Annotated in this window: 25 protein-coding genes and 2 pseudogenes; 11 read left to right on the top strand and 16 right to left on the bottom strand. The window is 47.8% G+C overall.

The window, feature by feature from the left end; translation table 11 throughout:
• Positions 1 to 73 precede the first annotated feature (73 nt).
• Both NSB25_RS02810 and NSB25_RS02805 read left to right on the top strand, forming a co-directional pair.
• Positions 74 to 994: an IS982 family transposase gene (locus NSB25_RS02810; protein WP_103237811.1), complete on the top strand. Its 921-nt coding sequence runs from the start codon at positions 74 to 76 to the stop codon at positions 992 to 994.
• A gap of 18 nt (positions 995 to 1,012) precedes the next feature.
• Positions 1,013 to 1,831, top strand: coding sequence for an acyltransferase domain-containing protein (locus tag NSB25_RS02805; RefSeq protein WP_103237812.1), 819 nt, complete (start codon positions 1,013 to 1,015; stop codon positions 1,829 to 1,831).
• A 20-nt stretch (positions 1,832 to 1,851) separates the two neighbouring features.
• Here NSB25_RS02805 and NSB25_RS02800 read toward each other — a convergent pair whose 3' ends face one another.
• The 7 genes and pseudogenes from NSB25_RS02800 to NSB25_RS02775 form a co-directional block, all read right to left on the bottom strand.
• Positions 1,852 to 2,352 carry a restriction endonuclease gene (locus NSB25_RS02800; protein WP_103237813.1) on the bottom strand — a complete coding sequence of 167 codons (501 nt, stop codon included), beginning with the start codon at positions 2,350 to 2,352 and terminating at the stop codon, positions 1,852 to 1,854.
• Positions 2,349 to 2,693 (bottom strand): DEAD/DEAH box helicase family protein, encoded by a 345-nt coding sequence (locus NSB25_RS02795; protein ID WP_172454923.1) that lies wholly within the window; start codon positions 2,691 to 2,693, stop codon positions 2,349 to 2,351. Before NSB25_RS02795 ends, NSB25_RS02800 begins: the two co-directional genes overlap by 4 nt.
• Entirely contained in the window at positions 2,683 to 3,255 is a 573-nt protein-coding gene (locus NSB25_RS02790; protein WP_306817547.1) for a hypothetical protein, read from the bottom strand. The genes NSB25_RS02795 and NSB25_RS02790 overlap by 11 nt, the downstream gene beginning before the upstream one ends.
• A gap of 12 nt (positions 3,256 to 3,267) precedes the next feature.
• Positions 3,268 to 3,375 (bottom strand): annotated as a pseudogene (locus NSB25_RS29885) (DNA methyltransferase); the annotation flags it as partial.
• Between the two features lie 62 nt (positions 3,376 to 3,437).
• A pseudogene (locus NSB25_RS29880) lies at positions 3,438 to 3,926 on the bottom strand (ABC-2 family transporter protein); the annotation flags it as partial.
• Between the two features lie 228 nt (positions 3,927 to 4,154).
• Positions 4,155 to 4,598 (bottom strand): pyridoxamine 5'-phosphate oxidase family protein, encoded by a 444-nt coding sequence (locus NSB25_RS02780; RefSeq protein WP_103237817.1) that lies wholly within the window; start codon positions 4,596 to 4,598, stop codon positions 4,155 to 4,157.
• Between the two features lie 141 nt (positions 4,599 to 4,739).
• Positions 4,740 to 5,180, bottom strand: coding sequence for a MarR family winged helix-turn-helix transcriptional regulator (locus tag NSB25_RS02775; RefSeq protein ID WP_172454924.1), 441 nt, complete (start codon positions 5,178 to 5,180; stop codon positions 4,740 to 4,742).
• Positions 5,181 to 5,518: 338 nt separating this feature from the next.
• Between NSB25_RS02775 and NSB25_RS02770 the strand changes: the two genes are divergently transcribed.
• The 6 genes from NSB25_RS02770 (at position 5,519) to NSB25_RS02745 (ending at position 12,068) form a co-directional block, all read left to right on the top strand.
• Complete coding sequence (locus NSB25_RS02770; protein WP_257479219.1) at positions 5,519 to 5,650, top strand: hypothetical protein; 132 nt, start codon at positions 5,519 to 5,521, stop codon at positions 5,648 to 5,650.
• Positions 5,651 to 6,032: 382 nt separating this feature from the next.
• Positions 6,033 to 6,935 (top strand): S1 RNA-binding domain-containing protein, encoded by a 903-nt coding sequence (locus NSB25_RS02765; protein ID WP_103237990.1) that lies wholly within the window; start codon positions 6,033 to 6,035, stop codon positions 6,933 to 6,935.
• A gap of 216 nt (positions 6,936 to 7,151) precedes the next feature.
• Positions 7,152 to 7,823, top strand: coding sequence for a response regulator transcription factor (locus tag NSB25_RS02760; RefSeq protein WP_103237818.1), 672 nt, complete (start codon positions 7,152 to 7,154; stop codon positions 7,821 to 7,823).
• Complete coding sequence (locus NSB25_RS02755) at positions 7,820 to 8,857, top strand: sensor histidine kinase (RefSeq protein ID WP_146039950.1); 1,038 nt, start codon at positions 7,820 to 7,822, stop codon at positions 8,855 to 8,857. The genes NSB25_RS02760 and NSB25_RS02755 overlap by 4 nt, the downstream gene beginning before the upstream one ends.
• Positions 8,858 to 9,030: 173 nt before the next feature.
• Complete coding sequence (locus NSB25_RS02750) at positions 9,031 to 9,804, top strand: ABC transporter ATP-binding protein (RefSeq protein WP_103237992.1); 774 nt, start codon at positions 9,031 to 9,033, stop codon at positions 9,802 to 9,804.
• A gap of 5 nt (positions 9,805 to 9,809) precedes the next feature.
• Positions 9,810 to 12,068 (top strand): ABC transporter permease, encoded by a 2,259-nt coding sequence (locus tag NSB25_RS02745; RefSeq protein WP_103237819.1) that lies wholly within the window; start codon positions 9,810 to 9,812, stop codon positions 12,066 to 12,068.
• A gap of 30 nt (positions 12,069 to 12,098) precedes the next feature.
• Here the strand turns inward: NSB25_RS02745 and NSB25_RS02740 are convergent, their stop codons facing one another.
• Positions 12,099 to 13,913, bottom strand: coding sequence for an ABC transporter ATP-binding protein (locus tag NSB25_RS02740; RefSeq protein ID WP_242982260.1), 1,815 nt, complete (start codon positions 13,911 to 13,913; stop codon positions 12,099 to 12,101).
• Positions 13,914 to 14,060: 147 nt separating this feature from the next.
• Positions 14,061 to 15,938 (bottom strand): ABC transporter ATP-binding protein, encoded by a 1,878-nt coding sequence (locus NSB25_RS02735; RefSeq protein WP_103237821.1) that lies wholly within the window; start codon positions 15,936 to 15,938, stop codon positions 14,061 to 14,063.
• Between the two features lie 215 nt (positions 15,939 to 16,153).
• Here NSB25_RS02735 and NSB25_RS02730 point away from each other — a divergent pair, with 215 nt between their 5' ends.
• Together NSB25_RS02730 and NSB25_RS02725 are read left to right on the top strand one after the other, a co-directional pair.
• Positions 16,154 to 16,465 (top strand): Fic family protein, encoded by a 312-nt coding sequence (locus NSB25_RS02730; protein ID WP_207656126.1) that lies wholly within the window; start codon positions 16,154 to 16,156, stop codon positions 16,463 to 16,465.
• Positions 16,462 to 16,920 (top strand): Fic family protein, encoded by a 459-nt coding sequence (locus NSB25_RS02725; protein WP_207656129.1) that lies wholly within the window; start codon positions 16,462 to 16,464, stop codon positions 16,918 to 16,920. Before NSB25_RS02730 ends, NSB25_RS02725 begins: the two co-directional genes overlap by 4 nt.
• Positions 16,921 to 16,922: 2 nt before the next feature.
• On the opposite strand, the gene NSB25_RS02720 is transcribed toward NSB25_RS02725, so the two are convergent.
• The 7 genes from NSB25_RS02720 to NSB25_RS02690 form a co-directional block, all read right to left on the bottom strand.
• Positions 16,923 to 17,573, bottom strand: a complete 651-nt coding sequence (locus NSB25_RS02720) for a sensor histidine kinase (RefSeq protein ID WP_103237822.1) — start codon at positions 17,571 to 17,573, stop codon at positions 16,923 to 16,925.
• Between the two features lie 77 nt (positions 17,574 to 17,650).
• Positions 17,651 to 18,361: a LytR/AlgR family response regulator transcription factor gene (locus tag NSB25_RS02715; protein WP_103237823.1), complete on the bottom strand. Its 711-nt coding sequence runs from the start codon at positions 18,359 to 18,361 to the stop codon at positions 17,651 to 17,653.
• A 120-nt stretch (positions 18,362 to 18,481) separates the two neighbouring features.
• The gene (locus tag NSB25_RS02710) at positions 18,482 to 19,276 is read right to left on the bottom strand and encodes an ABC transporter permease (protein ID WP_103237824.1); all 795 of its coding nucleotides are present in this window, start codon (positions 19,274 to 19,276) and stop codon (positions 18,482 to 18,484) included.
• The gene (locus NSB25_RS02705) at positions 19,260 to 20,051 is read right to left on the bottom strand and encodes an ABC transporter permease (protein ID WP_103237825.1); all 792 of its coding nucleotides are present in this window, start codon (positions 20,049 to 20,051) and stop codon (positions 19,260 to 19,262) included. The genes NSB25_RS02710 and NSB25_RS02705 overlap by 17 nt, the downstream gene beginning before the upstream one ends.
• Positions 20,052 to 20,135: 84 nt before the next feature.
• A complete protein-coding gene (locus tag NSB25_RS02700) occupies positions 20,136 to 21,122 on the bottom strand; it encodes an ABC transporter ATP-binding protein (protein WP_103237826.1) in 987 nt (328 codons plus the stop codon).
• A 425-nt stretch (positions 21,123 to 21,547) separates the two neighbouring features.
• Positions 21,548 to 22,864: a hypothetical protein gene (locus NSB25_RS02695; protein ID WP_103237827.1), complete on the bottom strand. Its 1,317-nt coding sequence runs from the start codon at positions 22,862 to 22,864 to the stop codon at positions 21,548 to 21,550.
• Positions 22,865 to 22,883: 19 nt separating this feature from the next.
• On the bottom strand, positions 22,884 to 24,503 hold the full coding sequence (locus tag NSB25_RS02690) for a hypothetical protein (protein ID WP_103237828.1): 1,620 nt from the start codon (positions 24,501 to 24,503) through the stop codon (positions 22,884 to 22,886).
• Between the two features lie 821 nt (positions 24,504 to 25,324).
• On the opposite strand from NSB25_RS02690, the gene NSB25_RS02685 reads away from it, so the two are divergent.
• Entirely contained in the window at positions 25,325 to 26,659 is a 1,335-nt protein-coding gene (locus NSB25_RS02685) for a C1 family peptidase (protein ID WP_103237993.1), read from the top strand.
• Positions 26,660 to 26,663 lie beyond the last annotated feature (4 nt).

The following is a 26,663-nucleotide window of genomic DNA, read 5'->3' as shown; positions in this document are numbered from 1 at the left end:
AAATATAAAAGAACTTCAACAAAATGTGCTATCCTATTTGAATCGACACAAACTTATGAAAGGAGGCATCATCATGCTGAAGTTCCATACTAATGATACCTCAGTCCTGACAACTTTTGAAGATTTTATTTTAACAGTCTATGTCATCGTCGATGAGCTGTATCGCCGCTATGCTCCGCCAGAAGTAACCCAAAGACGGAATGTTCTGGATGCCAGGCTGACGGATTCTGAAATCATTACCATCAGCCTGTGCGCCGAGCTGGCCGGAATCGATTCTGAAAACGCATGGTATTCCTTTGTGAAGAGGAACTACAGACACCTTTTTCCGAACCTCTGCAGCAGGAGCTGCTTCAACAGGACAAGGCGGGCACTGCTCCAGACGATGGAGCTGCTACGGCAGAAACTCCCCTCTGCGTTCATGATGCCATGCAACAGGTTCTTTATCGTGGACAGCTTCCCGCTTGCCGTCTGCAAGTTCGGAAGGGCCCGCTACTGCCGCGCTTTCCGTGGCATCGGGGCGGACTATGGGATGTGCCCGTCCAAAAAGGAGACCTGCTTCGGCTATAAGGTCCATGCCATGGTCACCCTGGAGGGATATGTCACCACATTTGAGGTCACGCCCGCATCCACGGACGACAGGGAGGGGCTGCGGGATCTGGTCGATGGGCAGCATGGTCTGGTGGTGCCGGGGGACAAGGGCTATGTCGGCGAGGCCCTGGCGGAGGACATGTCAGGACAGGGGATATGCCTCATGGCGCTCAGGCGCTCCAACAGCAGGACGGACTGGCCCAGGCCTGTACGGCAGCTGATATTCAGGCTGCGCAGACGCGTGGAGACTGTATTCTCTCAGCTGACCGAACAGCTGAATGCGGAACGTGTGCTTGCCAAAAGCTTCCAGGGGTTGTGCACACGTCTTGCGAACAAAATCCTTGCATATAACTTGTGCATGGTATTAAACAGCATCTTTGGCGAGTACTTTCGGATACCATATTAAAACCAGAGGTAAGGCAAAATGGACATAACAACTCTTTGCAGTAAGATAAATCTGCAGCCTGAAATTAAAACCAGAGTAATTGCGTGTGAAGAAAGCTTTGATTTTAAAACAGTGGATAAACAGCTGAGGAATTTTGCTGTCTATGAAAATATGGGAAAAGCCAGAACAGAGCTGAAGGAGATTCTGGGTGAAGACAGTGACAATATAAAAATGCTGACCTGTATGCTGAAGGCGTCGGTAACTGTGTATGAGACTTATAAAAGGAAGGGAATCAGTGACGAAATTTATTTTGCCACCATGAAGTGTTATTCCCGCTTCATTGATGAGACATACAGAAGGACAGGCAGGTATTATTTTGACAGAGACTGGTGGACTACCCGCCAGGCAGGCTGGCATTTATTCAGAATTGACGAGTTGGAATATGAAATAGTGCGGGATGAGAATGAGATAACCATTGAAATTCATATTCCATCGGATGCTGACTTTTCCCCCTCTGCTGTGGAGCAGTCACTGAACAGCGCGAAGAGATTTTTCAGTCAGTATTATCCGGAAACTGAGGGGGCGGATTATTGCTGTGAGTCCTGGCTTCTGGACAGACAGCTGCGGGGAATGGTAAGGGAAAATGCCAATATAGTCAGCTTCCAAAATCGCTTTGAAATATTCGATGAAGGTGAGACCAGGACTGATTTTATTGAGTGGGTTTTCCGGAGGAACTCCACGGATACTGATTATGCGAAGTTCCCGGAAAATACATCTCTGCAGAGAGAGCTGAAAAGGCATCTTCTCGCAGGCGGAGCCATCAGAAATGCACATGGAAAAATATTGCGTGATGGCTGAGAAAAAAACTATGGGCGATTTCACAGTTCCTGAAATTGCCTGGCCAGCCATGAGAAAGAGGAATTAGGCATAATCTGCTGAGAGGGGATAAACAGATAACGCCATCCTTTATAGCCGTTGGCCTCTCCCCATCGGGAAGCAGCTTCACAATACTGAATGCCCCGTTTTTTCTTGGCAATTACATCCGGGTCATTCAGCTTATCTTCCCCCTTAATTTCGATAAGGTATATCATATTTTCTGTCTCAACCACAAAATCCGGTTCATAGCTGTGGCCATGGTTATAGGTAATATTGAATTCCTGCGGGGCTGGTCTCAGCCAGTTCAGTACATCTGTATCGCTTTCAAGTACACGGGCGAACTGCAATTCCGGCTGGCTGTCAAACTTGGCGCTGTCAAATACACCTTTCCGGATACCGTCGAAGAGAACAGACTGCAGCTTTGCCGTATAGGGTGCATAAAGGCTGACGCGTTCTGTGAAATGATAGGACTGCTTTAAATTATAATTTCTGGTACCGATCACTTCTTCCTGCAGAAAGCCGTTCTCATTGCCACTACGAAAAAATTCCGGATATTGTGCTGAGTATACAGAAAGGCAATAAATGCCCCCATCAATCTGGTTTTGCCTACGCCTGTGGCCAAGGCAAAGGTCAGTGACATGAAATTCCGCTCAAAATCCGAGCAAATCGGATACATGGCATGAACAGCACCGAGAGCAGCCTTGAGATTCATGTCTTTATGCAGACTGACTGTGTTCACGATTTCTTCCAGAATTTTCAGGGAGTCTTCCTGCGGTTTACGGAGTGACATAACACCACTGATATAGTCTGTAGTATACTGGGGAAAGTAATTTCTATTCATCATAGCCCACCTCGTTCCCGCTGTCTTCATAAGCAGGCGGATGCACAATGTTCAGGTTGTAATGATCCCTGCCAAATTCACAGCGGTCAAAGAGCATCTGAGGTATTTTCTTTATAATAATATTGTTATAGGCCCTGTCAATGCCATAGTCAAAGGAACGGCAGGCTATTATCAGAAATTCATCCTCTTCCATCGTGCTCCGGATAGAGTCCAGATAGACACTGTCCAGATGCCGCGTGGTTACGAAGAGATAACTGTTCTCATTGCCGACGGACTGTTTCCAGAACAGATTACTGTCCGGCTGATAGCGAAAACCTTCATGGAGAGCCACGGCAGCAGCCAGCATATCGGAATCGTATGACCTGTTAATGACAGGCTCGTCGAAATCATCACGGTTGATAAGGGTGGGAGCCAGTTCATAGAAATGGTATCCGCCGCCTCCCTGCCAATCTACAGCTTTCGTGATACCGCCCATGTCCAGGCCGGCAATGACCTTATCCAGGCGTACTTTACAATGTGTATAGGCATGTTCTCCCATTTCAATACCAATGTAGCGTCTGCCCATTTTGTGTGCAACGGCAGCAGTGGTACCGGAACCAAGGAAACTGTCCAGAACCAGGTCGCCTTTATCAGTCGAAAGCTCAAGAATGCGGGAAAAAACGATATGGAAACCAGTGGGCACCATCCCGCCATACTTCGCCAGTATTCACCATCGCTTTTGCCCAGCAACGCCTGCAGCGGATAGAAATTAATGAATCCATAAGGGACCAGTACTGTGGCAATGAGCTGAATCATTTTCGGGAAGATGGACAGAGGATAATAGGATACTTTCCTGAAAAAGAACATAATATTAAACAATGCGGTTATTTTGGTCACAAGAAAAGCAGAACCGCTTACAATCAGGAAAAACCCTCCATAGATCAGGCTTCCAAACAGGATAATCCACAGGATTCTGGCAAGAAGCCAGAATGTGACCGGAATTTCCAGAGCATGGAAGCAGATTCCCATTACAATGGCGGAAAGCGTCAAGTGGGCGATATAATTGCAGATAAAACTGCTGCTGAGCAGATAGGGCAATACCTTTACCGGTTTTACAAGGACATCATCAAAAGTGCCCTTCCAGATCTGCCTTGGCAGGTTGTTCATAATATTGAAGAAAAAGGGGCCTGCAACCCCATAAGCAGACAGGCTGAAGGAATATAGCAGCATTACTTCGTAGGCATTCCAGCCGTTCATATTGTCGAAGGCGGAAATCATGACCCACATCAGCAAAAAAGCCACCGAATAGTCCAAAGCCTGGGAAATGCAGTTAATCAGAAAAGAAAAGCGGTACGTCAGCATGGCCTTGAAGATACTTTTAATACGATGCTGAAAAAGGAATACAACGTACTGACAATATAGTCAAAGCGAAATACGGTGTTCTCCTTAAATGATACTGATAATATTTTCTTAAAAAGTCCCATGTCAACCCTCTGTCTCTGTGGAATCTGTGTCCAGGGTGAAATTCTCCGAATGCAAATCACAATACCGCCGGCCTCTTTGTGCTGTGAATTTCAGAACACAATAGTCAGGGTCGCTGACACCTTCCTTATAATAGGCCGTGTCTCCTTCCTGCCAGAGGGCTTTCTTCAATTCCATATCCTGAGATACCTCCATCAGGCCCACAAGCATGATTCCCTCATAACGAAAACGCCCTCTGTGGTAGAAATAAAGGCATGCCTTCGGGTTTTTCATATATTGTTGGGAACGCATGGCGGAAGTATTGCAGGAAAAGTAGAAACAGTTTCCCTCGATTTTCTGTGGTGCAAATACTGCCTTGATATTCGGGAATCCGTCCTCATCTACGGATCCGATAAACGCTGTCTTCTGTTTCAGGGCGAATTCTTTAATATATTCTTTGGTGATCATAGCGTGGCCTCCTAGTCCAGTTCCGCCACCTTCCAAACGATGCCCCTAATGGGAAGAATTTCCGGCCGTGGTAACGTCCGCTAATTCTTCCGGGCATCGTTTGGAAGGATGGCTGTTTAAGTCGCTGCGCGACGGCATAAATCAATTGTTATTTTCTTCAAATTGTGTCAGGGTATCCAGGATACGGGCCAGATATCCCTCGAATTCTTCCCGCTCTTTCTCCGAAAAACCCTGATAAAAAAGATGATTCATCTGTTGCGATACCTGTTCGTATTTTTTCCGTAATGCCCTTGCATACTCTGTGAGAGATATGATGGTCTGGCGGCGGTTGGCCGGATTAATGTTTCTCTCCAGAATACCTTTCTGCACCATCCCGTCCACGATAATGGAAACCGTATTTTTGGCGAGAGAAGTCTTCTGACTGATTTCACTGACAGTCAGGTGATCCTCTTTCCACAGAACGAACAGAATCCTTCCCTGCCCGCTGCTGATTTCGATTCCGTTCTCTGTCAACAGCTTTTCAAAAATCCTGGCTTGCAGGTGCTTTATCCGGGTAATATAAAAACCGCCTCTTGTCTCCAAATCAATCCCTCGTTTCTGAATCTTTTACAAAAACTGTCTGCGCATAAGTTCCTAGTAGAAATGTTCTATATAGAACAATTAAAGAATATCATACTCCTCTGACAAAGTCAATTGCTTTTTATATTTGGCAGGGATTGAGAGACGGGTCAGACCGCCATTAAAAATTTCTTATTTCGAAAATTATTTTTTATAAAAGGGAAAATTTAGCTCTGGTCATGGAACATAATACAGGATATACTGTATTCGTTCGAACAAATAGGTAAAGTGTAGAAAAGTTCATATCCTGGTGTTATAATTGCTTTGGATTTTTGTATTCAGATATAAGGAGGCAGGCTGATATGCTCATCAAAGCTACAGTTGAAGATATAAAGAAATATGGTGAGTTGGCTTATAGCATTGCTATGAATCCTGCAAAATCATGTTATCCTACTTACGTAGACGGCATAAAAACAGCTATTCGCGGACAGTAAAACAGGATAAAGCTGCATGTAATGGATAACGTGCAAATGTATAACGTGCATACATAAAAAATTTGACGTATGTTCCGGAATGTGGTAGTGTTATGGATAGATATGCAGTGGTTTTGAGAGAACGGGCTGCAGCAAAATAAGTTTAATGTGCAGACAGTCGGCATCGGAAGAAACATTGCATGGCGGGTTTTGAGGGGGTACTGACTGCGGCGAAGAGAAGGAGGACATTATGGAGACAGAAAACATGACCAACATTACAGAAGAGATATCTGTAGAGGAGGCACCGACAGCAGCGGAGGCACCCGAAGCTGCGGAGACTCCTGTGGCGACAGAAGCAGCCGAAGCTCCTGTTGTCGGGGAATCTGCAGAGACCCCGGAAGTAGTGGAAACCATGGAAGATTACAGCAAGGAGCTGGAGGCATCTTTCCGCAAGATAAGCGAAGGAGACATCCTCTCCGGAACCGTCATTCATGTAAACGAAGAAGAAGTTACCCTTGATCTGGACTATTTTGCACCCGGCGTCATCAAGGCTGCCGACCTGAGCAGGGACCCTTCTTTCTCCATTCTGGCGGATGTCCATGTGGGAGACAAAATGCAGGGAACTGTGATTAAGAGAGATGACGGTGCAGGCAATATCCTGTTATCCTGTGTGGAGGCTTCCGAGGTAATCGGCTGGGATAAAGTACAGACATATCTGGAGGAGAAGACCGTACTTTCTGTTAAGGTCAGCGAGACTGTGAACAAGGGCGTGATTGCCTTCGTGGAAGGAATCCGCGGATTTATTCCCGCTTCTCAGATTTCCCTGGAATACGTGGAAGACCTGAGCACTTTTGTGGGCAAGACTGTGGATGTGCGTGTGATTACGGTAGACAAGGACAAGAAGAAGCTGGTGCTCTCCGCAAAGGATATTCTCAAGGAGAGAGAAGCGGACAGAATGAACCAGAAGATCGCCATGATGGCGCCTGGCACTGTGCTGGAAGGAAAGGTGGAGAGCCTGATGCCTTACGGTGCATTCGTGGACCTGGGCGGCGGCTTAAGCGGTCTGGTGCACATTTCCCAGATCAGCCAGAAGCGGATTAAGAATCCTTCGGAGGTGCTGAATGTAGGCGACACCGTGAAGGTGAAGGTGCTGAATACCAATAACAACAAGATCAGCCTGAGTATGAAGGCAGTCGCGGAGAACGCGGAGCCGGATCCGGTGGAAGAAAAGCTGGCCGCGGAATACAGTTCCGGAAAGTCAGTGGGGACTTCTCTGGGCGATCTGTTGAAGGGGTTGAAGTTATAAGAAAAAGCAAACAGGAAGATACATATGAATGCATTTCAGGGCTGTGGCGCCGGTGATGAAAATCGCAGGTGCCGCGGCCCTGTCTATTTAAAATAATTCTTTAATGATTGCATGAAGTATAAATTTGGAATATTATAGACGGAGCTGTACGCTGAGCGAATCAGTGCGACAGCCCCTGTTGGAAAGGGAAAAGCTTTATATTCAGGGAGGAACTACATGGAAATTTATTATGTGGAGGACGACAGGGATATAGCGGAAGGGGTAAAGACCTATCTGGAGGTCCGGGATTTTCATGTGACCATACTGGAATCTGTATCCGATGCGAAGCAGGCCCTGATGAAGAGACAGCCTGCTATAATCATCATTGACTGGAACCTGCCGGATGAAAGCGGGGATGTTCTCTGTGGATGGATTCGCAGACGCTTTGGAGAGAACCTTCCTGTGCTGTTCCTGACGGTGAAGGGAGAGACGGAGGACATTGTGAACGGATTCCAAAACGGAGCAGATGATTACGTGATTAAGCCTTTTGCGCTGGAGGTACTGTATTCCAGGATTCTGGCAATTCTTCGCCGGACGGGAGGCGCGGAAAGTAAAGAGCTGTATTGTGATGACATTCGTCTGGATAAAGAGAAAATGGCAGTTTACCGGGAGGATGAAGAAGTGGCATTAAGCCAACCGGAATATCAGCTGCTTTTGTACCTCATGGAGCACAAGGGGAAAACGGTGACCAGAGAGAAACTGCTGGCGGAGGTATGGGATATGAACGGAAATTACGTCAATGATAATACCCTGACCGTAACCGTGAAGCGGCTGAGGGAGAAGCTGGGGAATCCGGCCTGCATCCGGACTGTCAGAAGCTTTGGATATCGTATGGAGGATACTTTATGACAGAACTGATGGCGGGGCTGATGATCGGGGGAGCCCTTTTTCTGGCAGTTTACTTTGTGGCCGGAAGGAGAAGGCGCAGGCGGATTGAAGAACTGACAGTCTATCTGGAGAATGTGAATGTAAGCGGAGAGGGAACCATTCTGCAAAGAAAAGAGGACGAATTTTCCCTGCTGGAAGATGAGATTTATAAGACGGTGACCACTTTGTACCGAACCAGAGAGACAGCACTTGCGGCAAAGGAAAACTATGCGGAGAATCTGGCGAATATTGCGCACCAGCTGAAGACGCCGATTACAGCGGCTTCCGTATCCCTACAGCTTTTGCAGGAGCAGGCAGAGGATCCTGCAGGACAACATGACACATACTACCATGATGCGGCGAAGTACAGAACAACACAACATGACGCAACACAGAACACTGCGGTGCAGTATAATGCAGTACAGTATAATGCAATGCCTCATAGTGCAACACAGCATACGGCAGTGCAGCACTGTGAAAATATCCGGCGCCAGCTGGAACGGCTGAATACCCTGGAGGAAGCTCTGCTTCAGCTTTCCCGCATTGACTCCGGCACCCTGAAACTGCAGTATGTCCAGGTGGACATTTTCACGGCGCTGACAATAGCGTCGGATATGCTCTGTGAACTGGCAGCGGAGAAGAAGGTAACTGTGGCTATCCCGGAGGGAGAGTGCGCCACAATCCGAGGCGACAAGGACTGGACCATGGAGGCCTTCTGCAATCTGATGAAGAACTGCGTGGAGCATACCCCGGAAGGCGGAACGGTTTCCTGTGAATATTCTCAGAATCCGGTATATACGGAAGTACGGATATGGGACAACGGGAAAGGATTCACGGAGGAGGATCTGCCTTATCTTTTTCAGCGCTTTTACCGGGGGAAAAATGCCTCGGGAACCGGAATCGGCATTGGACTGGCGCTGAGCAAGGCCATTGTGGAGCTGCAGAACGGGACTATCACCGCCCGGAATCTCCACGGCGGCGGAGCCTGTTTTGAGATTCGCTTCTACAGTCACTGAGCAGTCACTTTTCTCTGTTATACTTTAAATAAACGGTACGGCCGTATGGCAGAGAAGACAAGGAGCCTGTGCTTGCCTGAATGAAAATGTTCCCTTTTTGTCATGCCACCGCCGTGGCACAAACAATGATGTAAATCAGGAAGCAGCAGGCCGGGAAAGGCAAGGTGATGCAATTGGAAATTTTGAAGTGTGAAAAAGTCACAAAAGTATACGGTTCCAAACCCAATCAGGTGACGGCTCTGGACGGAATTGATCTGTCCGTGGAAAAAGGAGAATTTGTGGCCGTTGTAGGGGCGTCCGGCTCCGGAAAATCCACGCTTCTGCACATCTTAGGCAGCGTGGACAGGCCTACCTCGGGAAAAGTGTATGTGGAGGGAACGGACATCTCCACCATGAACCGGACACAGTCCGCCATTTTCCGGCGGAGAAAGGTGGGGCTGATTTACCAGTTTTATAATCTGATTCCCACACTGACGGTGCGGAAAAACATTCTGATGCCGCTGCTGCTGGACAAAAGGAAAGTGAACCAGACGTATTTTGAGCAGGTGGTAAATACGCTGGGAATCGCGGACAGGCTGGAAGCTCTGCCCAGTCAGCTGTCCGGCGGGCAGCAGCAGCGGGCAGCCATCGCCAGGTCTCTGATCTACCGTCCTGCCCTGCTGCTGGCGGACGAGCCCACGGGCAATCTGGACCAGAAGAATACCCGGGAAATCATTGATATGCTGAAATTATCCAATCGGAATTTACAGCAGACCATTCTGCTGATTACCCATGACGCGCAGGTGGCGCTGGAGGCAGACCGGGTGGTAACGGTGGAGGACGGACACATTGTGGGTGATGAGAGAAGAGGCACAACAGTACGGAGCACAGCTGCCGGCGGCGAGGCAAAAATATCCGACGCCGGGAATGAGACGGAAGCACACAGTGCCGAAACGGAAATGAGGTGAGGCATATGTGGAAAGATTATTCGTCAGGATATATCAAAAATAATCGTGCCTCCGGTATCTCGGTGATGGCGGCCTCCTTCATAGCGGCGCTGTTCCTGTCCTGGCTCTGTGGCCTGTTCTACCACTTCTGGCTGGACAACATCGAATCCACGAAGCAGGAATTCGGAGGCGGCTGGCATGCACGTATCACCGCAGAGTTCACCGCGGAGGATCTGCTGGCAGTGAATCAATATCCCAATGTGGAAAGGGCGGTTATCAATGAGGAGCTGTCTGGAGAACAGGGGACGGTACTGGACCTTTATTTCCATAACAAAAGAACTGTGCACAGGGATGTGCTGGCATTATTGGAGACACTGGGGTTGGAGGAGAGTGGGGCGGACTATAATTATCAGCTGCTGTCCCTGTACTTTATCCGTATACCGGGAGATACGAAACCGCGGATGATTATGCCGCTGTATCTGGCCATTGTGGCGGTGGTATGCTTTTCTCTGATCTTGATTATTCATAATTCTTTCGCTGTATCTATGGGTGACAGAATTCATCAGTTCGGGATTTTCTCCAGCATTGGAGCCACGCCGGGGCAGATCAGAATCTGCCTGCTGCAGGAGGCTCTTGTTCTATCCCTGGCGCCGATTCTGATCGGAATCCTTGTGGGAACGGCGGCGTGCTATGGCACTTTGCGGGCCATGAGCCTGATAACGGCGAGCCTGGCGGGAGGAAGGGCGGTTTCTTTCCAACTGAATCCGGCGATTCTGGCTTTTATCCTTCTGCTGTCCCTTTTTACGGTACTTTTCTCAGCATGGCTGCCGGCCCGAAAGCTGAGCAGGCTGACACCGCTGGAAGCCATCCGGGGAACGGGAGAGTTTCAGCTGAAGGCGGGAAAAGGGCCTTTATCCCGAAAGCATTCCAGAATTCTTTCTCTTCTATTTGGGATGGAAGGAGAACTGGCGGGAAATGCGCTGCGGGCACAGAAGAAAGCCCTGCGTACCACCAGTCTGTCCCTGACCCTTGCTTTTCTGGGCTTTCTGATTATGGAGAATACTTTTACATTGATGAGAATCAGCACGGAATATACCTATTTTGCAAAATATCAGGATGTCTGGGACATTATGGTGACGGTGAAGGATACAGGAATAGAAGCATTTGAAGAAACGGAGGCGCTGAAAGCACTGCCCGGGGCGGAAGACACTGTCATTTACCAGAAAGCCCGGGCTGTATGCAGACTGCCGGAAGGAGAAATCAGCGAAGCATTGTCAGCATTGGGAGGACCCCAATCCTTTGCGGGCGGCTCTGTGATAGCAGAAGAAGGTTTTTTGATACTTCCGGCGCCTTTGGTCATCCTGGATGATGAAAGCTTTGAGGAATACTGTGAACAGATCGGCGTGTCCGTCCGGCTGGACGGATGCATCCTGCTGAATCGGTTCTGGGACAGCAGAAACAGCAACTTTCGGGCCAGGGAATACGTTCCCTATGTGCGGGAAGGAATAGAGACGGTAATGCTGCAGAACGCAGGACAGGCAGCGGAAGCTGCGGATGCAGAAGCCGGGACTTCCATGGCAGAGCTTCCGGTTATAGCCTGTACCATGCAGACGCCTGTGTTGCGGGAAGAGTATGCAACGGTGGATAATTCCGAACTGGTGCAGTTTATTCCTTTGTCTGCCTGGAGGGAATTTGCAGGACAGATTGGCGGCGCAGAGCGGGACACTTTTGTTCGGGTGCTGTCCGGGGAGCGGACAGAGCTTGCCTTGCTGGACAGGCTGGAAGCGGAAATAGGGGAGACTCTGGACGGGAAATATGAGATGGAAAGTGAAAACCGCATCCGGGAGAAGCTTGATAATGATAAAATGATGGATGGCTATATGTTGATATTGGGGGCATTCTGTGTATTGATTGCCATTATTGGAATTGCCAATGTGTTCGCCAATACTTTGGGATTTCTGCGCAGGAGAAAACGGGAATTCGCCCGGTATCTGTCCATAGGTCTGACACCGGAGGGAATCCGGAAGATGTTCCGCATTGAAGCTTTGGTTCTGGCAGGGCGGCCCATGCTGTTTTCACTGGTTCTGACAGTGTTGTTCACAGGTGTCATGGTCACGGCAAGTCATCTGGAAATCAGTATCTTTCTGGCGGAGGCGCCGGTGTTGGCATGTGCACTGTTCCTTTTGGCGGCTTTGGGCTGTGTGGCGCTGGCTTATGGGATCGGCGGCCGCAGGGTGCTGAAGCTCAGCCTGGTGGAAGCCCTGCGGGACGATACTATCTTGTAAACGATGACACAATTGCCCTGGATACGCAGGCTACCTGCGGACATAGTACTGGGCCTGGGCCTGCCAGAGCTCATGGTATTTGCCGTTTTCCTGAGCAATCAGCGTATCATGGCTGCCGGTCTGTATGATTTCCCCGCCGTCGAATACGGCAATTTTATCGCAGAAGCGGCAGGAGGCCAGACGGTGGCTGATGTAGATGGCGGTTTTGTCTCCGGCGATTTCGTTGAATTTGCTGTAAACCTCGTACTCTGAGACAGGGTCCAGCGCGGAGGTGGGTTCATCCAGAATGAGGAAGGGGGCATTCTTATAAAGGGCTCTGGCCAGAGCAATTTTCTGGCTTTCCCCGCCGGAAATCTCTACGCCGTTCCCATCGAAACTTTTATAAAGGTAACTGTCCACACCGGCCGGCATGGCAGAGAGACGCTCTCCGAAACCAGCCTGCCGGAGACACCGGGCTGCCTTGTCGGTATCGTACTGAGGACCGGCGGCCACATTTTCTCCCAGACGGAAGCCAAAGAGACGAAAATCCTGGAAGACGATGGAGAAAATGGACATATACTCGTCATAATCGTACTTTTTGATATTGACGCCGTTGAGCAGGATTTCTCCTTCCGTGGGGTCATACAGGCGGCACATCAGCTTGATGAAGGTGGTCTTGCCGCTGCCGTTTACGCCCACTACCGCCAGCTTTTCCCCGATTTTGAATTTTAGATTTACATGCCGGAGAGCATAGTTTTCCGTATTGGGATAGCAAAAAGACACATCCCGGAATTCCACAAAGTACTCGTTGTCGTCCCGTTTTTCCACGGTGAGAGAGCCCTGGTACATGGGGTTGGGTATATCAAAATAGGAAAAATAGCGTTTCAGATGTCCGTGGTTCAGGAGAGCCTTCTGGACCTCGGATATCAATCCGGAATTGGCAGTCAACAGCAACATGATACAGGACACATACTGCGCGATGGAGCCGACGGTAATGCTGCCTGAAAGTGCGGCGCGGATTAACATGAGATAGATGCCGAACCGAAGAATATGGCTTAAAATTACGGTTGCTGCCTTCAGCGCTGCTATTTTTGTTTCCTGTTTCATCACGCCTTTATTGTATTCATGCATTGTATTCACATTGAAGTCCAGCAGGCTGTCTGCCATGTCATACAGGCGGATATCTTTGCCGCTGCTGTAATGTTCCATATAGTTATAATATTTTTCACCTAATACATTCATTTTGACACCTGCTTCAAAAAAGGCATTGATTGTTTTTTCGCTTTTTCTATTGGAGAACATTTCCCAGGCCACAGTGAGAAGGATGCCTCCCACAAGGGCCAGCTTCAGGGACAGGGAAAGCTCCTTTAAAAGAAAAAGCGGCAGCGTCATTGAGCAGGACAATACAATCCTGGTAAGATGAAAGATTCCGTTTTCGGTACAGGAAATAATTCGATAGAGGTTATAGCCTGTCTGGGCCTCCATGGCAATTCTCTCACGCAAAAGCGTTACTTCCGGATCTTCTATGGAGGAATAGGCCATCTGCATGGCTTTTTCGGAGAACATCCATTCTTCGTTTCGGTACAGTTCATTGGACAGGATGCTCTGTCTGGAAGACACATAGACGTTGGCAAGACTTAAGACAAAGACAAGGCCCACTGTAAGCAGGATATACAGCGTCAGGCGCTCCACAGGCTGTCTTTCATACAGGGCGTCGATGAGCCGGGCCGAGAAATAAATGGGCACATAGGGCAGCAGGCTTTTCAGGACAGAATGCAGGATAAGGCAGATTGTGTATCTCCTGCTTAAGGTAAACAGGTGCTTTATGGCTCTTTTTGCTATTTGAATATGTTCTGAAAATTTCATGGTATTTTCTCCTCGTTTCATTTCCTTCCTGGAATATTGTATCCACGTAAGGGAGTCACTTCGTCCTGTAGAAGGCGCGTCTGAAAATTCTCCAATCAGGTAAAGACCCTGCAGATGCTGTTTCTCCGTTTCAGGACTGATTTTAAATTATCGTATGGCCTCACCTTCAGGAGGGGTATACTCCTCCTGGTACCAGCAGCTCTGCATTTCGTATAAATGGGCATATTCCCCTCCCAGAGCCAGCAGTTCATTGTGAGTTCCATCTTCGGCAATCCGCCCTTCTTTCAGGTAGAGGATTCTGTCGCAGAACTGAGTGGAGGCCAGTCTGTGGGAGATGAAGAGGGAAGTTTTCGACCGGGTCATATCCTGATACTGCAGGTAAATTCGGTTCTCAGAGAGGGGATCCAGCGCAGCTGTGGGTTCGTCCAGTACCAGAATGGGAGCATCCTTGTAAAGCGCCCGGGCAAGCATCAGTTTCTGGACCTCGCCGCCGGACAGTTCGATGCCGTCGGAATAGATTTGTTTGTCCAATCGGGAGTGAATTCCTTTGGACAGTGAATCCAGCGTGTCGCCCAGTCCGGCCAGACGCATACATTGCTCCACCCGGCGGAAATCCATATCCTTGTCAATCTGCCCGGAGACCGTCTCCGCAAGGGAGAAGAATCCGGTCTGCACATCCTGGAAGACAGGGGAGAACAGGCGGTAATAATCCCTGCGACGGAATTTCCGGAAAGAGATGCCGTTGATTCTGATATCTCCTTTGGCAGGAATATAGAGCCCGCACAGGAGCTTTACCAAAGTAGTCTTTCCCGCGCCGTTCAGGCCTACCAGGGCGACTTTTTCTCCGGGATTTACGGTAAAGCTGATATCCCGCAGGGTATCTTCTTCGGCACCATCATAACGGAAGGAAACATGATCGAAGACGATTTCCGGAGCTGTATGCATATGTTCCGACGCATCTGCCTCACCGGTTCCGTCCTGCTCAGGCAGATCCAGGTATTCATGATAATCGCAGACCGTCAGACTGGTAGAGCGGATACCGTTCCATTCGTTCATGATGTTGCCTATGAAGGAGGCGAACATGGAGATGGCGGAAAAGTAGAGAAGAAATTTATCTACAGTGATTTCTCCATTTATTGTCATGTTGATCAGCAGCGCATAGGCGGCGCCGTCCCGCAGCAGAATGACGAACAGGTCGGCAATCCGGGAGAGAAAGCTTCTTCGTATCAGCTTTTTGTCCCAGCCGGAGCGGCTTTTTGACAGGTCGTTATAAACCTGGCGGAACCATCCGGCCATGCCATAGATACGGATATCTTTTGCCGCCGCGAAATCGGCTGTTTCGTCCTGGACATACCATAGCCTGTTGTCAATGTCGGTCCAATGCTTACGGTGGGCATATTCCCAGTTGCGGTAGGCCCGGGCGCAGAACCAGTTAACCGTAGGTGCTATGGTGAGAATGGGCACGAGGTAAGGGGAGACGAAAGCGATCACCGAGCCGAAGAGCAGATAGCTGAGCACATTCTCTATCAGCTTCAGACTGCGTCTGGGCACATCGGATACCGGCTGGACCATATCCCACATCTGCGTCGCCCGGGTGGCACGTTTGCTGAGATCCCGGATTTCCTTCTGCTCATAGCTCTGGTAAAAGCAGTTCAGAGACTTCCTGTCCACATCAACCTGCCTTTTAAAGCGGTATTTTGACAGATAGGCCTGGGATATTTCTTCCAAAAAGGCGTGCAGAGAACCTGCAATCAGCATCAGCAGAATGACTGTGCCCACCTGAACGGCCGCATGCGTCAGGGTTGCACGATTTGTAACTTCCGCTACCACGAGGGAAGGCAGATAGATTTCCGTATAGGAGAGACAGATATTCAGGGGAATTTCCAGCACCATCAGCAGGAAGAAAAGCGGGGAGTCCTTTAAAATGCTGTGAAAGCTCCAGAGAGCGTTGCTCAGGGCGGAGCGGTAGGGTTTTATTTTCTGTTTTTTCGTTTTTTTCATGGGGGTTTTAATTGTTTCTGTCATGAGTTTGAGCTCCTTAAAAATCTTATCCCTATTTTACCGCAGATGAACCGGAAAAGACAATCCGGGCACAAATTGTTTCTGACGGGACATGAATTGCGGAAGATTGTAAAATATCTGTAGATATATAGCAAAATCTACTTTTATATGTTAAAATAAATGTTCATTAGGGTATTGAATGATTTTCCGAGAACAGAAATCCGGAGGAGTACCACAGCATGACAAAATATGAAAAAGCGATTGCCCTGTGGCAACGGAAACAGATTACCACAGATGCGGAACTGGCGGAAGCCTTAAATGGACACAGCATCGCTTATGCGTATCATTCCGGGAAACTGGAAAATGCAAATATCACCTATCACGATACCCGGGAGATCTTCGAGCATGACGGAGTGACTTCTTATACCGGAGATTTGCGGACTCTATTTGAGATTCGGAATGCGAGAGACGCTAATGAGCTGTGGCTGACAGCATTTGGAGAGAAAAGGGCTCTCGATGAAGATCTGATAAAAAATTCCAGAAATGCCTGACGCAAAATACCTATGACACGCGCAGATGGCAGCTGGGGGAGCGGCCGGGAGAGTATAAGCGGCATGATTATGTGACCGGAAGAGAAGAAATCGGGGCGGCTCCGGAGGATGTATCGGAGGAAATGGAAGAATTGCTTTCGGAGCTGGCGGATGTAGAAGAGGCAGATGCGCTGACCGCAGCGGCATATTTTCATGCAAAGTTTGAGAATATTCACCCTTTTGCCGACGGAAACGGAAGGGCAGGACGGCTGGCCATGAACTATTTTCTGATTCTGCACAATCACCCGCCTGTTATCATTCATGAGGAAGATCGTCTGGAGTATTATACTGCGCTGGAAGCATGGGATTCTGTGCAGGACCTGGACCCGCTTCGGAATTTCCTGAGAATGCAGACGGAGAAGACCTGGGAGAAACAGATTGTGCGTTTTGAGAAGTGTATATTAAAAAATATATAATATTATTTCACAGCCGGCACCAGGAATTCCGAGGTAAACGCGCCGTCTTCGCTGTTGTACTTGCACCAGCCGCCGTGTTCTTCCAGAATGGCCTCCGCCCGGCGCAGTCCGAATCCATGGAAGCCCTTTTTGCGAGAAGAGAACAGACTGCCGGCCTTACGGACTTTGGCGCCGGAGGAGTTCAGCATGGAAAAGTAAAGCATCTTGCCCTTCATACCCATGAAGATACGGATGAAGCGTTCGCCGCTGGCTTCCAGGCAGGCCTCGATGGCATTGTCCAGCAGGTTGCCGGTAATGATGCTGAGCTCCAGGTCGGAGAGAAGGAGCCTGTCCGGGACATTTGCCTTTACTGTGACTGCAATCTGTGCGGCTTTGGCCTGTGCGATTTTCGCGGACAGGATGGCGTCCAGGGAGATATTCCCTGTTTTCAGCAAAGTATCCACATTCAACAGCTGATTGTCCAGCTCTTCCAGATAGGCAAGCGCCCGTTCGGTTTTCCCGGCTTCCAGCTGTCCTTTCAGAGTCTGCAGATGATGATGAAAATCATGCTTATATCCCCGCATTTCTCTGTAGATGCTCTGCACTTCACCCAGATGCTGTCTGGATTGTTCCGTTTGATATTCTATAAGTCTCAGATAGGTTTTCTTTTTCATAGTCAGCCCTGTATTCTATACTCGCGAGCATATATCCGTGTTTGTATACTTTTCCTTGCAGAAATGCTTGCTGCTGCTTAATTCCGGCTGATAAAAGCCCGGTTGATTTCGTCGTACTTTCCCCTGGCCAGTGGAAGCTCAATCGCTTCTTTCATGGAACTGTCTTCCAGGGTAACAAAAGTGCGCGAAATCCTGGTGACGTATTTCAGAGAGACCAGGTAGGAACGGTGAATGCGGAAAAAGTCCGGACTGAGCCTGGCGGCAAAGGAGGAGATATTTTCCTTGATTCGATATTCACGTTTCCCTGTATGAATGGAGATATAGTGCAGAAAGGATTCTACATACAGAATATCCGCCTCGTACAGCTTGATTGTCTCATGTTCACAGGTGATGACCACAGAGGGCGGTTCAACCGAAAGCCGCCCGGCCGCTTTGGAGAGCACCGGCATCAGCCGGTCTCCGGCCACAGGTTTCACCAGATAGTGCAGAGCGTCCACTTCGTATCCTTCGCCGATAAATTCTGTGTGGGAGGTGATGAAGATAATTTCGGTCCGGCTCTTATCTTCCCGGATACGTTTGGCCAGCTCCACACCTGAAATTCCGCTCATTTCCACATCCAGCAGGAGAATATCACAGATGCGGTTCTCCGCATAGGAGAAGAGGAAAGCTTCCGCGGAGGGAAAGGTCTTTATTTCGCAGGGATATCCATATAGCCTGCCCCATTCCGACACCAGAGTGGAGAGATATTCTGTTTCCTGCGGCTCATCGTCACAGATTGAAATATACATTATGAATAGTCTCCTTTTCCTACAGGCAAAAAGCCAAAGGCTGAACAGCTGTTATTTATTATAGAAGAAACGCAATTTCCGGTCAAGAAAAAGCTTGGTGGTGCCGTCGGCCGCAGGAGGTTACTGCCTTACCTCCATCAGATTACTGGAAGAATAACGTCGCAGTCCCCGGTAGAATACGAGTATTGCTATTGCTGACAGCAGGATGGTATACCCCAGTACGGTGAGCAGACTTCTCACGTCAAATTCTATCATAATATGAATGGGCTGATAAATCGCCATGCCCACCGGGATAATATTGTAGAGCAGAAATCTTGCCGTCCCTTGAAAGATTCCGTCCGGATAGGTGGAGAAGCTGATCAGGCAGTTGATCATGTTATCGCCAAAGGCATCCGCCCTCACGAACCAGAAGGTGAGACTTCCCATCAGCAGGGCAAAGGCCGTTACAATCACGGTCCCTGTTATGGTAAACAAAGTAAACAGGAGAAGCCTGCTGACACTGAAACAAAACAGGCAGACAATCAGGTAGCCATAAATCAGATCACCGATGGCCGAGGTATTGGTGGCGGAGGTGATGACGCTCAGGAGGACATTTTTCGGCTGTACCAGATAGGCGTCCAGCTTTCCGTTGATAATCAGACCCGGCAGTGCGAAAGCCCTGGCAAAAAGAATCCGTGACAGGCCGTAACTGCTGGCGGCCAGGCCCCACAGGAGCATGACGTCGCTCATGTGATAGCCGCCGATATCTTCTTTCAGATGGAACAAAATTATCCATTGTACGATAAAGGTTGCGTTATTCAGAATCATGAATCCAATATTTGTCAGAAAGGTCACTCTGTTGAGCATCTCCCGCATAATATTGTATCTGACAGAGAGCCCGCATACCCGTAATTGATTTTTAACCGCCGTTAACATGAAGTTTTTTAACCCCCTTTCCATAGAGGAAGAACATAAGTCCGCAGCCGATTGCAAGGTAAATCATCTGCGCCGCCACAATTTCCAGGAATTTTTCCCAGCTGAAATCTACCACCAGCTTTGCCGGTCCGTAACAGACTGTATAAATCGGCGTGAGCTTGAAGAAAGGCTGCAACGCGGCGGGGAATATTTCCACAGGAAATATGGTTCCTATCACCAGCAGCATTTTGTCATAGAGCCACTGGAAGGGATTGGAATCCTCAATCCAGAAGGAAATCAGGCTGATGCTCAACTTGAAGACTGCGTTGATGGTGATTCCCAGCAAAATGACAGGCACGGTGGCCAGAAGGGAAATCGGCCGGAAGCCGGGCAGTCGCCCTACCATGGTCAGTCCCATGGAAATGGACAGTGCGGCATACATGGGCAGCCGGATTCCCCACTCGGCAGTGTACTTTGTCAGCACATAAAGGGTGTAGTGGTAAGGTTTATTCATCAGATAGGCAATATTACCGTTTCGAATATCCGTTGCCGCCTGCCTTGTCACTGTGGCGGAGCGGGTGCCGAACCACATGCCTTCCGTAATCATCACATACCAGATCATCTGCTCCTTTGTATAACCGGCAATCAGCTCCCCGGGGGAGGCATACATATAGTTCCACAGACAGATAAAGACAAATATAAAAATGAAGTAACTGATAAACCCAAAGGCAATATTCACAGCATACTGCAGGTTCTCCATCAGCACCGAACGATAAATGACGGCGTATTTTTTCATGATACTGAGTCAGATCTCCTTTCCCGTTTGCTTTTTGCATGTTGAATGCATGCTTATTTGCGCTGTGCAGATGCATATACGACATCAGATACCGGCATCTGCGGTTTTATAGATTTCTGTGATAATACTTTCCAGCGGGATGTTGGAAATGGTGATGTCCTCCACATGTTCTGCATTGATGAGGCGCAGAGCGTCGTTGATTCGCAGGACACCGGTATCCACTTCCAGCTTTATGTGACTGCCTTTCTGCTTTAATACGGTGATTCCTTCTGCAGTCGGCGGCGCTGTCTCTTCCTGCTGCTTAACCTCCAGGATTTTCCTGTTGAGGTAGTGATATTTCAAATGGGACATGGAATTGTCCAGCACAATCTGTCCGTTGTTGACAATGATAATTCGTTTGCAGAGCTTCTCAATGTCCCCTATATCATGACTGGTCAGAAAGATGGTGGTGTGGAGTTCCTTATTCATCTGTCTGATCAGAGAGCGGATATTCTCCTTCACCACGGGGTCCAGACCAATGGTGGGTTCATCCAGGAACAGGATGCGGGGCCTGTGAATCAGGGAAGCCACAATTTCACAGCGAATTCGCTGACCCAGAGACAGATTTCTCACGGGTGTATTGACAAAGGAATTCAGATCGAAGATATCTGCCAGTTCCCGGATGCGGCTTTCCGTCTCTTTATCCGACAAATCATAAATGGCGCCGAAAAAGCGGAAATTATCATAAGGTGTCAGGTGAGTCCAAAGCTGTTCCTTCTGGCCGAATACAGTGCCGATTTTGCAGGCAAGCTGTTTTCTTTTTCTGGAAGGATCCATGCCCAACACTTCCGCTCTGCCTCCATCGGGATACAGAATTCCGGTCAGCATCTTGATAGTAGTGCTTTTGCCCGCTCCGTTGGGACCGATGAAAGCAAGTGCTTCTCCCTCTTCCACGCTGAAGGAAACCCGGCTTACCGCCGGGATTTCCTTAATCTGCGGATGGAAGATGGCCCGCATACTTCCGGCAATCCCTTTTTCCTTCTGCTTTACCCGAAAGGTTTTCGATAAATTTTCTGTCTCAATTACGTTCATGTTCTGCTCCTCCCTTTTTTATCAACAATAGAATCCATGGTCTGTGAGGATTTTATTGTCATATTTTATTGCTATATATAAAAAACCGCCTGACACGATACACTTTTGTGTATCTGCCCTGCGGTTCTCTCTTATCCTGATTACCGCATAGCCAAATAAGACTTTCCATCTTACGGCCATGCGTCTCCCCGGCTGGAAATTGGTGTCAGGTGGTGACCGTAATATGCAAAATCTGAGAGACCTGCATAATCAGAATAAACTGCACATTACTTTGATAATTCATTATATTCTCCTTATTGCTCCGGGTATGAGAATGTGGATTTTCGTCAGACTCCGGAGCCTGTAGCCATATTAAATCTGATAATTTAAAATTTCAGATAGCATATCACATTTTTTTGACAGATGCAATAGTTATTTTAAAAATCTTAGAAGGAAACAGGGGCTTCCCGGGAGGGGATATTTCTCAATAGCACACAGCAACCGGATATGACAGCGAATACACTGGCAGCCAGGATTCGGCAGGTAAATTGCCAATGCTGCTCCGAGTGATTTTGGGTCAGGAAAAACCATACAAAGGGATATGACGCCAGTAAAAAATAGGAGGCGGCACCCGGTAAATTAGATTTGATTTTTCTGAAAAATGTTTTTGACATACCGGCGAAAAACAAGACGGCAAATAAAATTGCGATCAGGATGTAACACCAGTTGAGGAAAGGCTGGAAATTTTTCGCCAGTACGCTGAAGAATCCTCCGATTTTCGAATATCCCTGTGCACTGCCGGTTCTGATAAAAATTGTTTCAACAGCATCCTGAATACAGGTACTTCCTGTAAGACAATCGGCAAGAATCCATTTGGCAGCCCACATTCCGACATAGCCGATACTCCACTCCACACTGTTTTTTATGATGCCAATTATATCTTTTTTAAAAGTGCTGACATGAAAATACAAATATATTCCCAGCGGATATACCAGGGTCACCAACGGATATGTCAGAAAGTCAAAATAAACAGTTGCCATTCCAACCATCAGGAAGAACAATCCATACCATCCCCGGCGACTCAAAAGCCTGTCCATTTTCAACTGGACAAGAATCGCTGCCGTCAGAACATAAAAGCAGATACTTAAAGACAACGATGCATAAGTGCTTACAAAGAACAGGAAGGGGAGTGACAGCAGAAATGCTTTGGCCAGAGGATATGCCTTTCTCTGACAGAGTGCCATTACCACCCAACCTGCCAGGATTAACTGGACAGCGGACTGGAACAGACGTATGGTATTGAATGATGTCAGCAGTAAAAGCGGCTTTAATAAAACCAGATATCCATGCCAGTATCTGGAATAGCTTACTTCACGAGACTGGGGCGCACCGATGAGGTAATCCTTCAATGAATTTCCCGGCTGCCAGCCGTCTTCATCGCCTCCTTCAGGAGGGTTATAGCTTTCTCTGCGGTACATATGAAGCACCTGTTCCAGGAGGGTGTGCTCTTTGGAAGAATAGACAGCATGTTCCAGCATCAGGCAATCAGTGAAATTCCCGGTTAATGTGGAGCGATAACCGTCTATCAGCACTTCATCACTGAACTCCTTTTCTATCATTTCCAGAGACCAATAAACATGGCTCTGCATGGGGGATACCGGCAAAAGGTGGACAAGCAGCAGAGCTATGAGACCTGATAAGGCTCCTGCTGTCAACAGTATTATATGATTTACAATAAGCTTGGTTACCCGTTTCTTTTTCACAATAGTTACCTCAAAAAGTTTATTTATGATAGATTTCGCATATCACATTTCCATAGGAGGTTATGGAATCTTTTAAGATATAGTTTTCTTTTACATATTTGTAATCGGAAGCACCATACATGAGAGCATAGGTGGGATTAATGATTAGATATTCCGCATCTCTGAAATCAGTGCACAGATCTACATACATGCGCTGCTTTCCTCTGATAACCTTGAGCTGTTCCTCCAGACCCCAATAAGCGGGATTACTGATGGTTCCGATCCTGATTTTTTCGACTGGAATTTTCACTTCATCAGGTTCCGGTAAAATTTTTTCATAAGCCTGTTTGAAGGACATGTCCCAATAATCCAGCTCGTATCGCTCCACCACATTTTTTCCTGCGAGTAAATTATAATATGCGTACTCGTGGGGATAAGCCAATGCTATACTCGCTGCCAGGACAAAGACATATGCACTCAGAGAGATAACCAGAGATTTCCGCAGTCTGGGGCTTTTAAACCGGTTCAACAGCCAGGAAATTCCACATGCCGCTGACAATAACACAGCCATATAGGTAAAATAGAAATGTCTCCATCCATTGTATACCGGAGTTCTGGATACAATGGCATATCCCAGTGGAATCAGACAGGCAAGTATCATGACAAACATATACCATGCGCCGTCAGGACTTTTGCGGCGGAACCTGACAAGTGAGAACAGGAGAGAAATTATACCTGTTCCGGCTAAAAGCAGTATGCCGACGGGAACGGTCAGTATAATCATTACCGGCAGATACATTACCGGCATGCCTGTGGTGTTTTTGCTGTACATTTTTCCAGCAAAAAGGATGTAATCGTTCCAACGGAAATTTCTGGCACTCTCCAGCAGGTATTGCCAGAACCCCGGAAGGCCTGTCCAACACGCAGGAGTAATCAGCAGGTAGAAGCCAAACCATATTGAAATACCTGCTATTATTTTCAGAATAACCTTTTTATCAAGCTGACGCCTGATAAGCAGAGCCAGAAGAATATATATTCCAGCCATTCCCCAGATGAAAGCGCCGATAATCTTCATATTGGCAGCCAGGCTGCCTGCAAGTGCGAATCCAATTACATTTAACCACGTTTTTTTCTGACAGGTTCTCCAGCCGAAAAAAGCAATACATAATACCAATGATAACAGGATTATATCTTTATTATTATAATGGCTTTCTGCGAACATTCTTGGGGTGAAGAAAAAAAGTAATGTGGTGAATATCGGTACAATATGTCCGCCCCAAATGTCAGACATAAGATAAAATAAGGCGGCAACACCACAAAAGGTTAGAACATAAATATATCCATGCCAGATAATATTCCCTGAAAACGAAGATATTTTGTTGAGAAAGAAAATCCAGGCTACAGGATAGAAGACTGCCATTCCGTGATCTTTTTCTATACTTTCTGTTATATCTACGATACCGGCAGCATCCAGTTCCTGATAAAGCGAATTATCCGCTCCCACAAGACGCGCATACACCTTGATATTGGAATACAATATTTCCTGCTCGGATGTCTGATCAAGATGCGCACCATAGGGAAAGACCGCTAATAATCCAATGACAAAAATACACCCTAAGAATATGAGGTTGCTGTTAAGTTTTCTACAGCGTTTCTTCATGATTTCTTCCTTTAGCCCCTGCTTATTCATTTTCCAAAATACTAGCATATTTTCTGTCTTTTTGTCCAGAGGATTTCGCCATTTTCCGGTAGAATATCCGGCCTGTCTGAACTGTTACGGTCCTGCCAGTGTATCGTCAGTGCAGGCCCAAATGGCACAGTCAAATACCTGCAGGCTTCAGATTCCGGGGCCGGAGCGGCCGTCTTCAGAACAGTCAGAGTATGCGGGATTTTAAATGCGTCAGAATATTCTGAAAAAATATAGATAAAATATAAAAAATAAAAATGAAAAATAAATTTTAAAAAAGGTATTGACAAATATGAGATATTGTCATATACTGTAGTTACAAAAACAGAGAGGGAAAAGAGAACATCTTCCACAAAGACAATTTAATAATAAACAGCAAGGCAGTAAGAAAAAATGTGCAAGTACACAAAGAAGTGACGCATTACCTGAAATTCAGAACGTTACAGTACACAGGGTACAAGGAAAAGTGGAAAGGCACAAAGGGTAGAAGTGGAAGAAGAAAAACTGAATAAGGAGGTAAAGTCCATTGGACAACGAGGTATGAGAGAGCGTATTGATTGAAGATAATCGATACGCTCTCTCACTTGTGTGAATGGAAAAGCCAGAGGATTGAGATTGAAAGCAAACGAAATGTCAGAAATTGACAGTGATTTTCAAGTGTGATATATTTAGTTCTGGAAACGCTGTATGGTATTCAGGCTGTTGCAGTGGCAGCAGATGTGAGTGCAGGCGCGGATAATCGGCCGGGTATGAGAGACCACTATGGAAATAATTTACAAAAAAGAGGTATGCGTATGAGTGAAAATATTACCAGAGAAAGATTGGAACAGCTTCAGGAAAAGTGCAGAGCGGATAAATCCTGCAGAGTAGCCATGAATGCCGTCACTGAAAACGGACTGTGGGCGGCAGCGAAAAACGGGGAGGCACAACGGAACACCCGCCACAGTTTTTCCGTAAATCTGAAGCAGGGGGCAATAACAGATCAGAAGCAGAGCGGACGCTGTTGGTTGTTCGCGGCGCTGAACACATTCCGGTTTGAGGTGATGAAAAAGCTGAATCTGGAAACATTTGAACTTTCTCAGAATTATATGCTGTTTTATGACAAGCTGGAGAAGGCGAATTATTTCCTGGAAAGCATCCTGGACACGTTGGACGAGCCCACTGACGGAAGGCTGATTTCCTGGCTGCTGGGTGTGCCCATGAATGACGGAGGTCAGTGGGACATGCTGTGTAATCTGGTGAGAAAATATGGTGTGGTGCCCAAATATGCCATGCCGGAATCGAAGGCTTCTTCCGGGACCAGAGAGATGAACAGCGCATTGACGGTAAAATTGCGGGAGGATGCCTGCCGTCTGCGCGGAGCCTATGCACAGGGGGCAGCCAGAGAGGAACTGGCAGGTCAAAAGGACGCCATGATGGAGGATATTTATCGGATTCTGTGCATTTGTCTGGGGGAACCGCCGAAGACGTTTGACCTGGAAGCGGAGAATAAGGAGGGAGAATTTATTCGGGATACTGACCTGTCTCCTGTGGCATTTTACGAGAAATACATAGGTTTGAATCTGGAGGATTACATCAGCCTGATCAATGCGCCTACGGCGGACAAGCCTTATCACAGAAGCTATAGTGTGAAGTTTCTGGGCAATGTAAAGGAAGGGCGCCCGGTGCGCTATCTGAACCTGGAAATCGAGGAGCTGAAAAAGGCGGCAATCGCACAATTGAAGGACGGATCTCCGGTCTGGTTTGGCTGCGATGTGGGGAAATATTCTTCCAGAGAGGGCGGCATAATGGATCCGGATCTCTACAGGCTGGACGAACTGCTGGATGTGAATTTTGGCCTCAATAAGGCAGAACGGCTGGAGTACGGCGAGAGCCTCATGACCCATGCCATGGTATTCCTGGGAGTCAATCTGGACGAAGAAGGGAAACCGAACCGCTGGCGTGTAGAGAACAGCTGGGGAGAGAAGGCCGGAGAAAAGGGCTATTATGTCATGAGTGACAGGTGGTTTGACGAGTTTATGTACCAGATTGTAGTCCACAAAAAATATCTGCCGGAAGCCTTTGTGGCAGAGTATGAAGCTGAGCCGACTATGTTGGAGCCATGGGATCCGATGGGATCACTGGCGTAAAAAG

This window comes from Acetatifactor muris (assembly GCF_024623325.1).
Taxonomy (GTDB): domain Bacteria; phylum Bacillota; class Clostridia; order Lachnospirales; family Lachnospiraceae; genus Acetatifactor; species Acetatifactor muris.
This window is presented reverse-complemented; position numbering and strand designations above follow the sequence as displayed.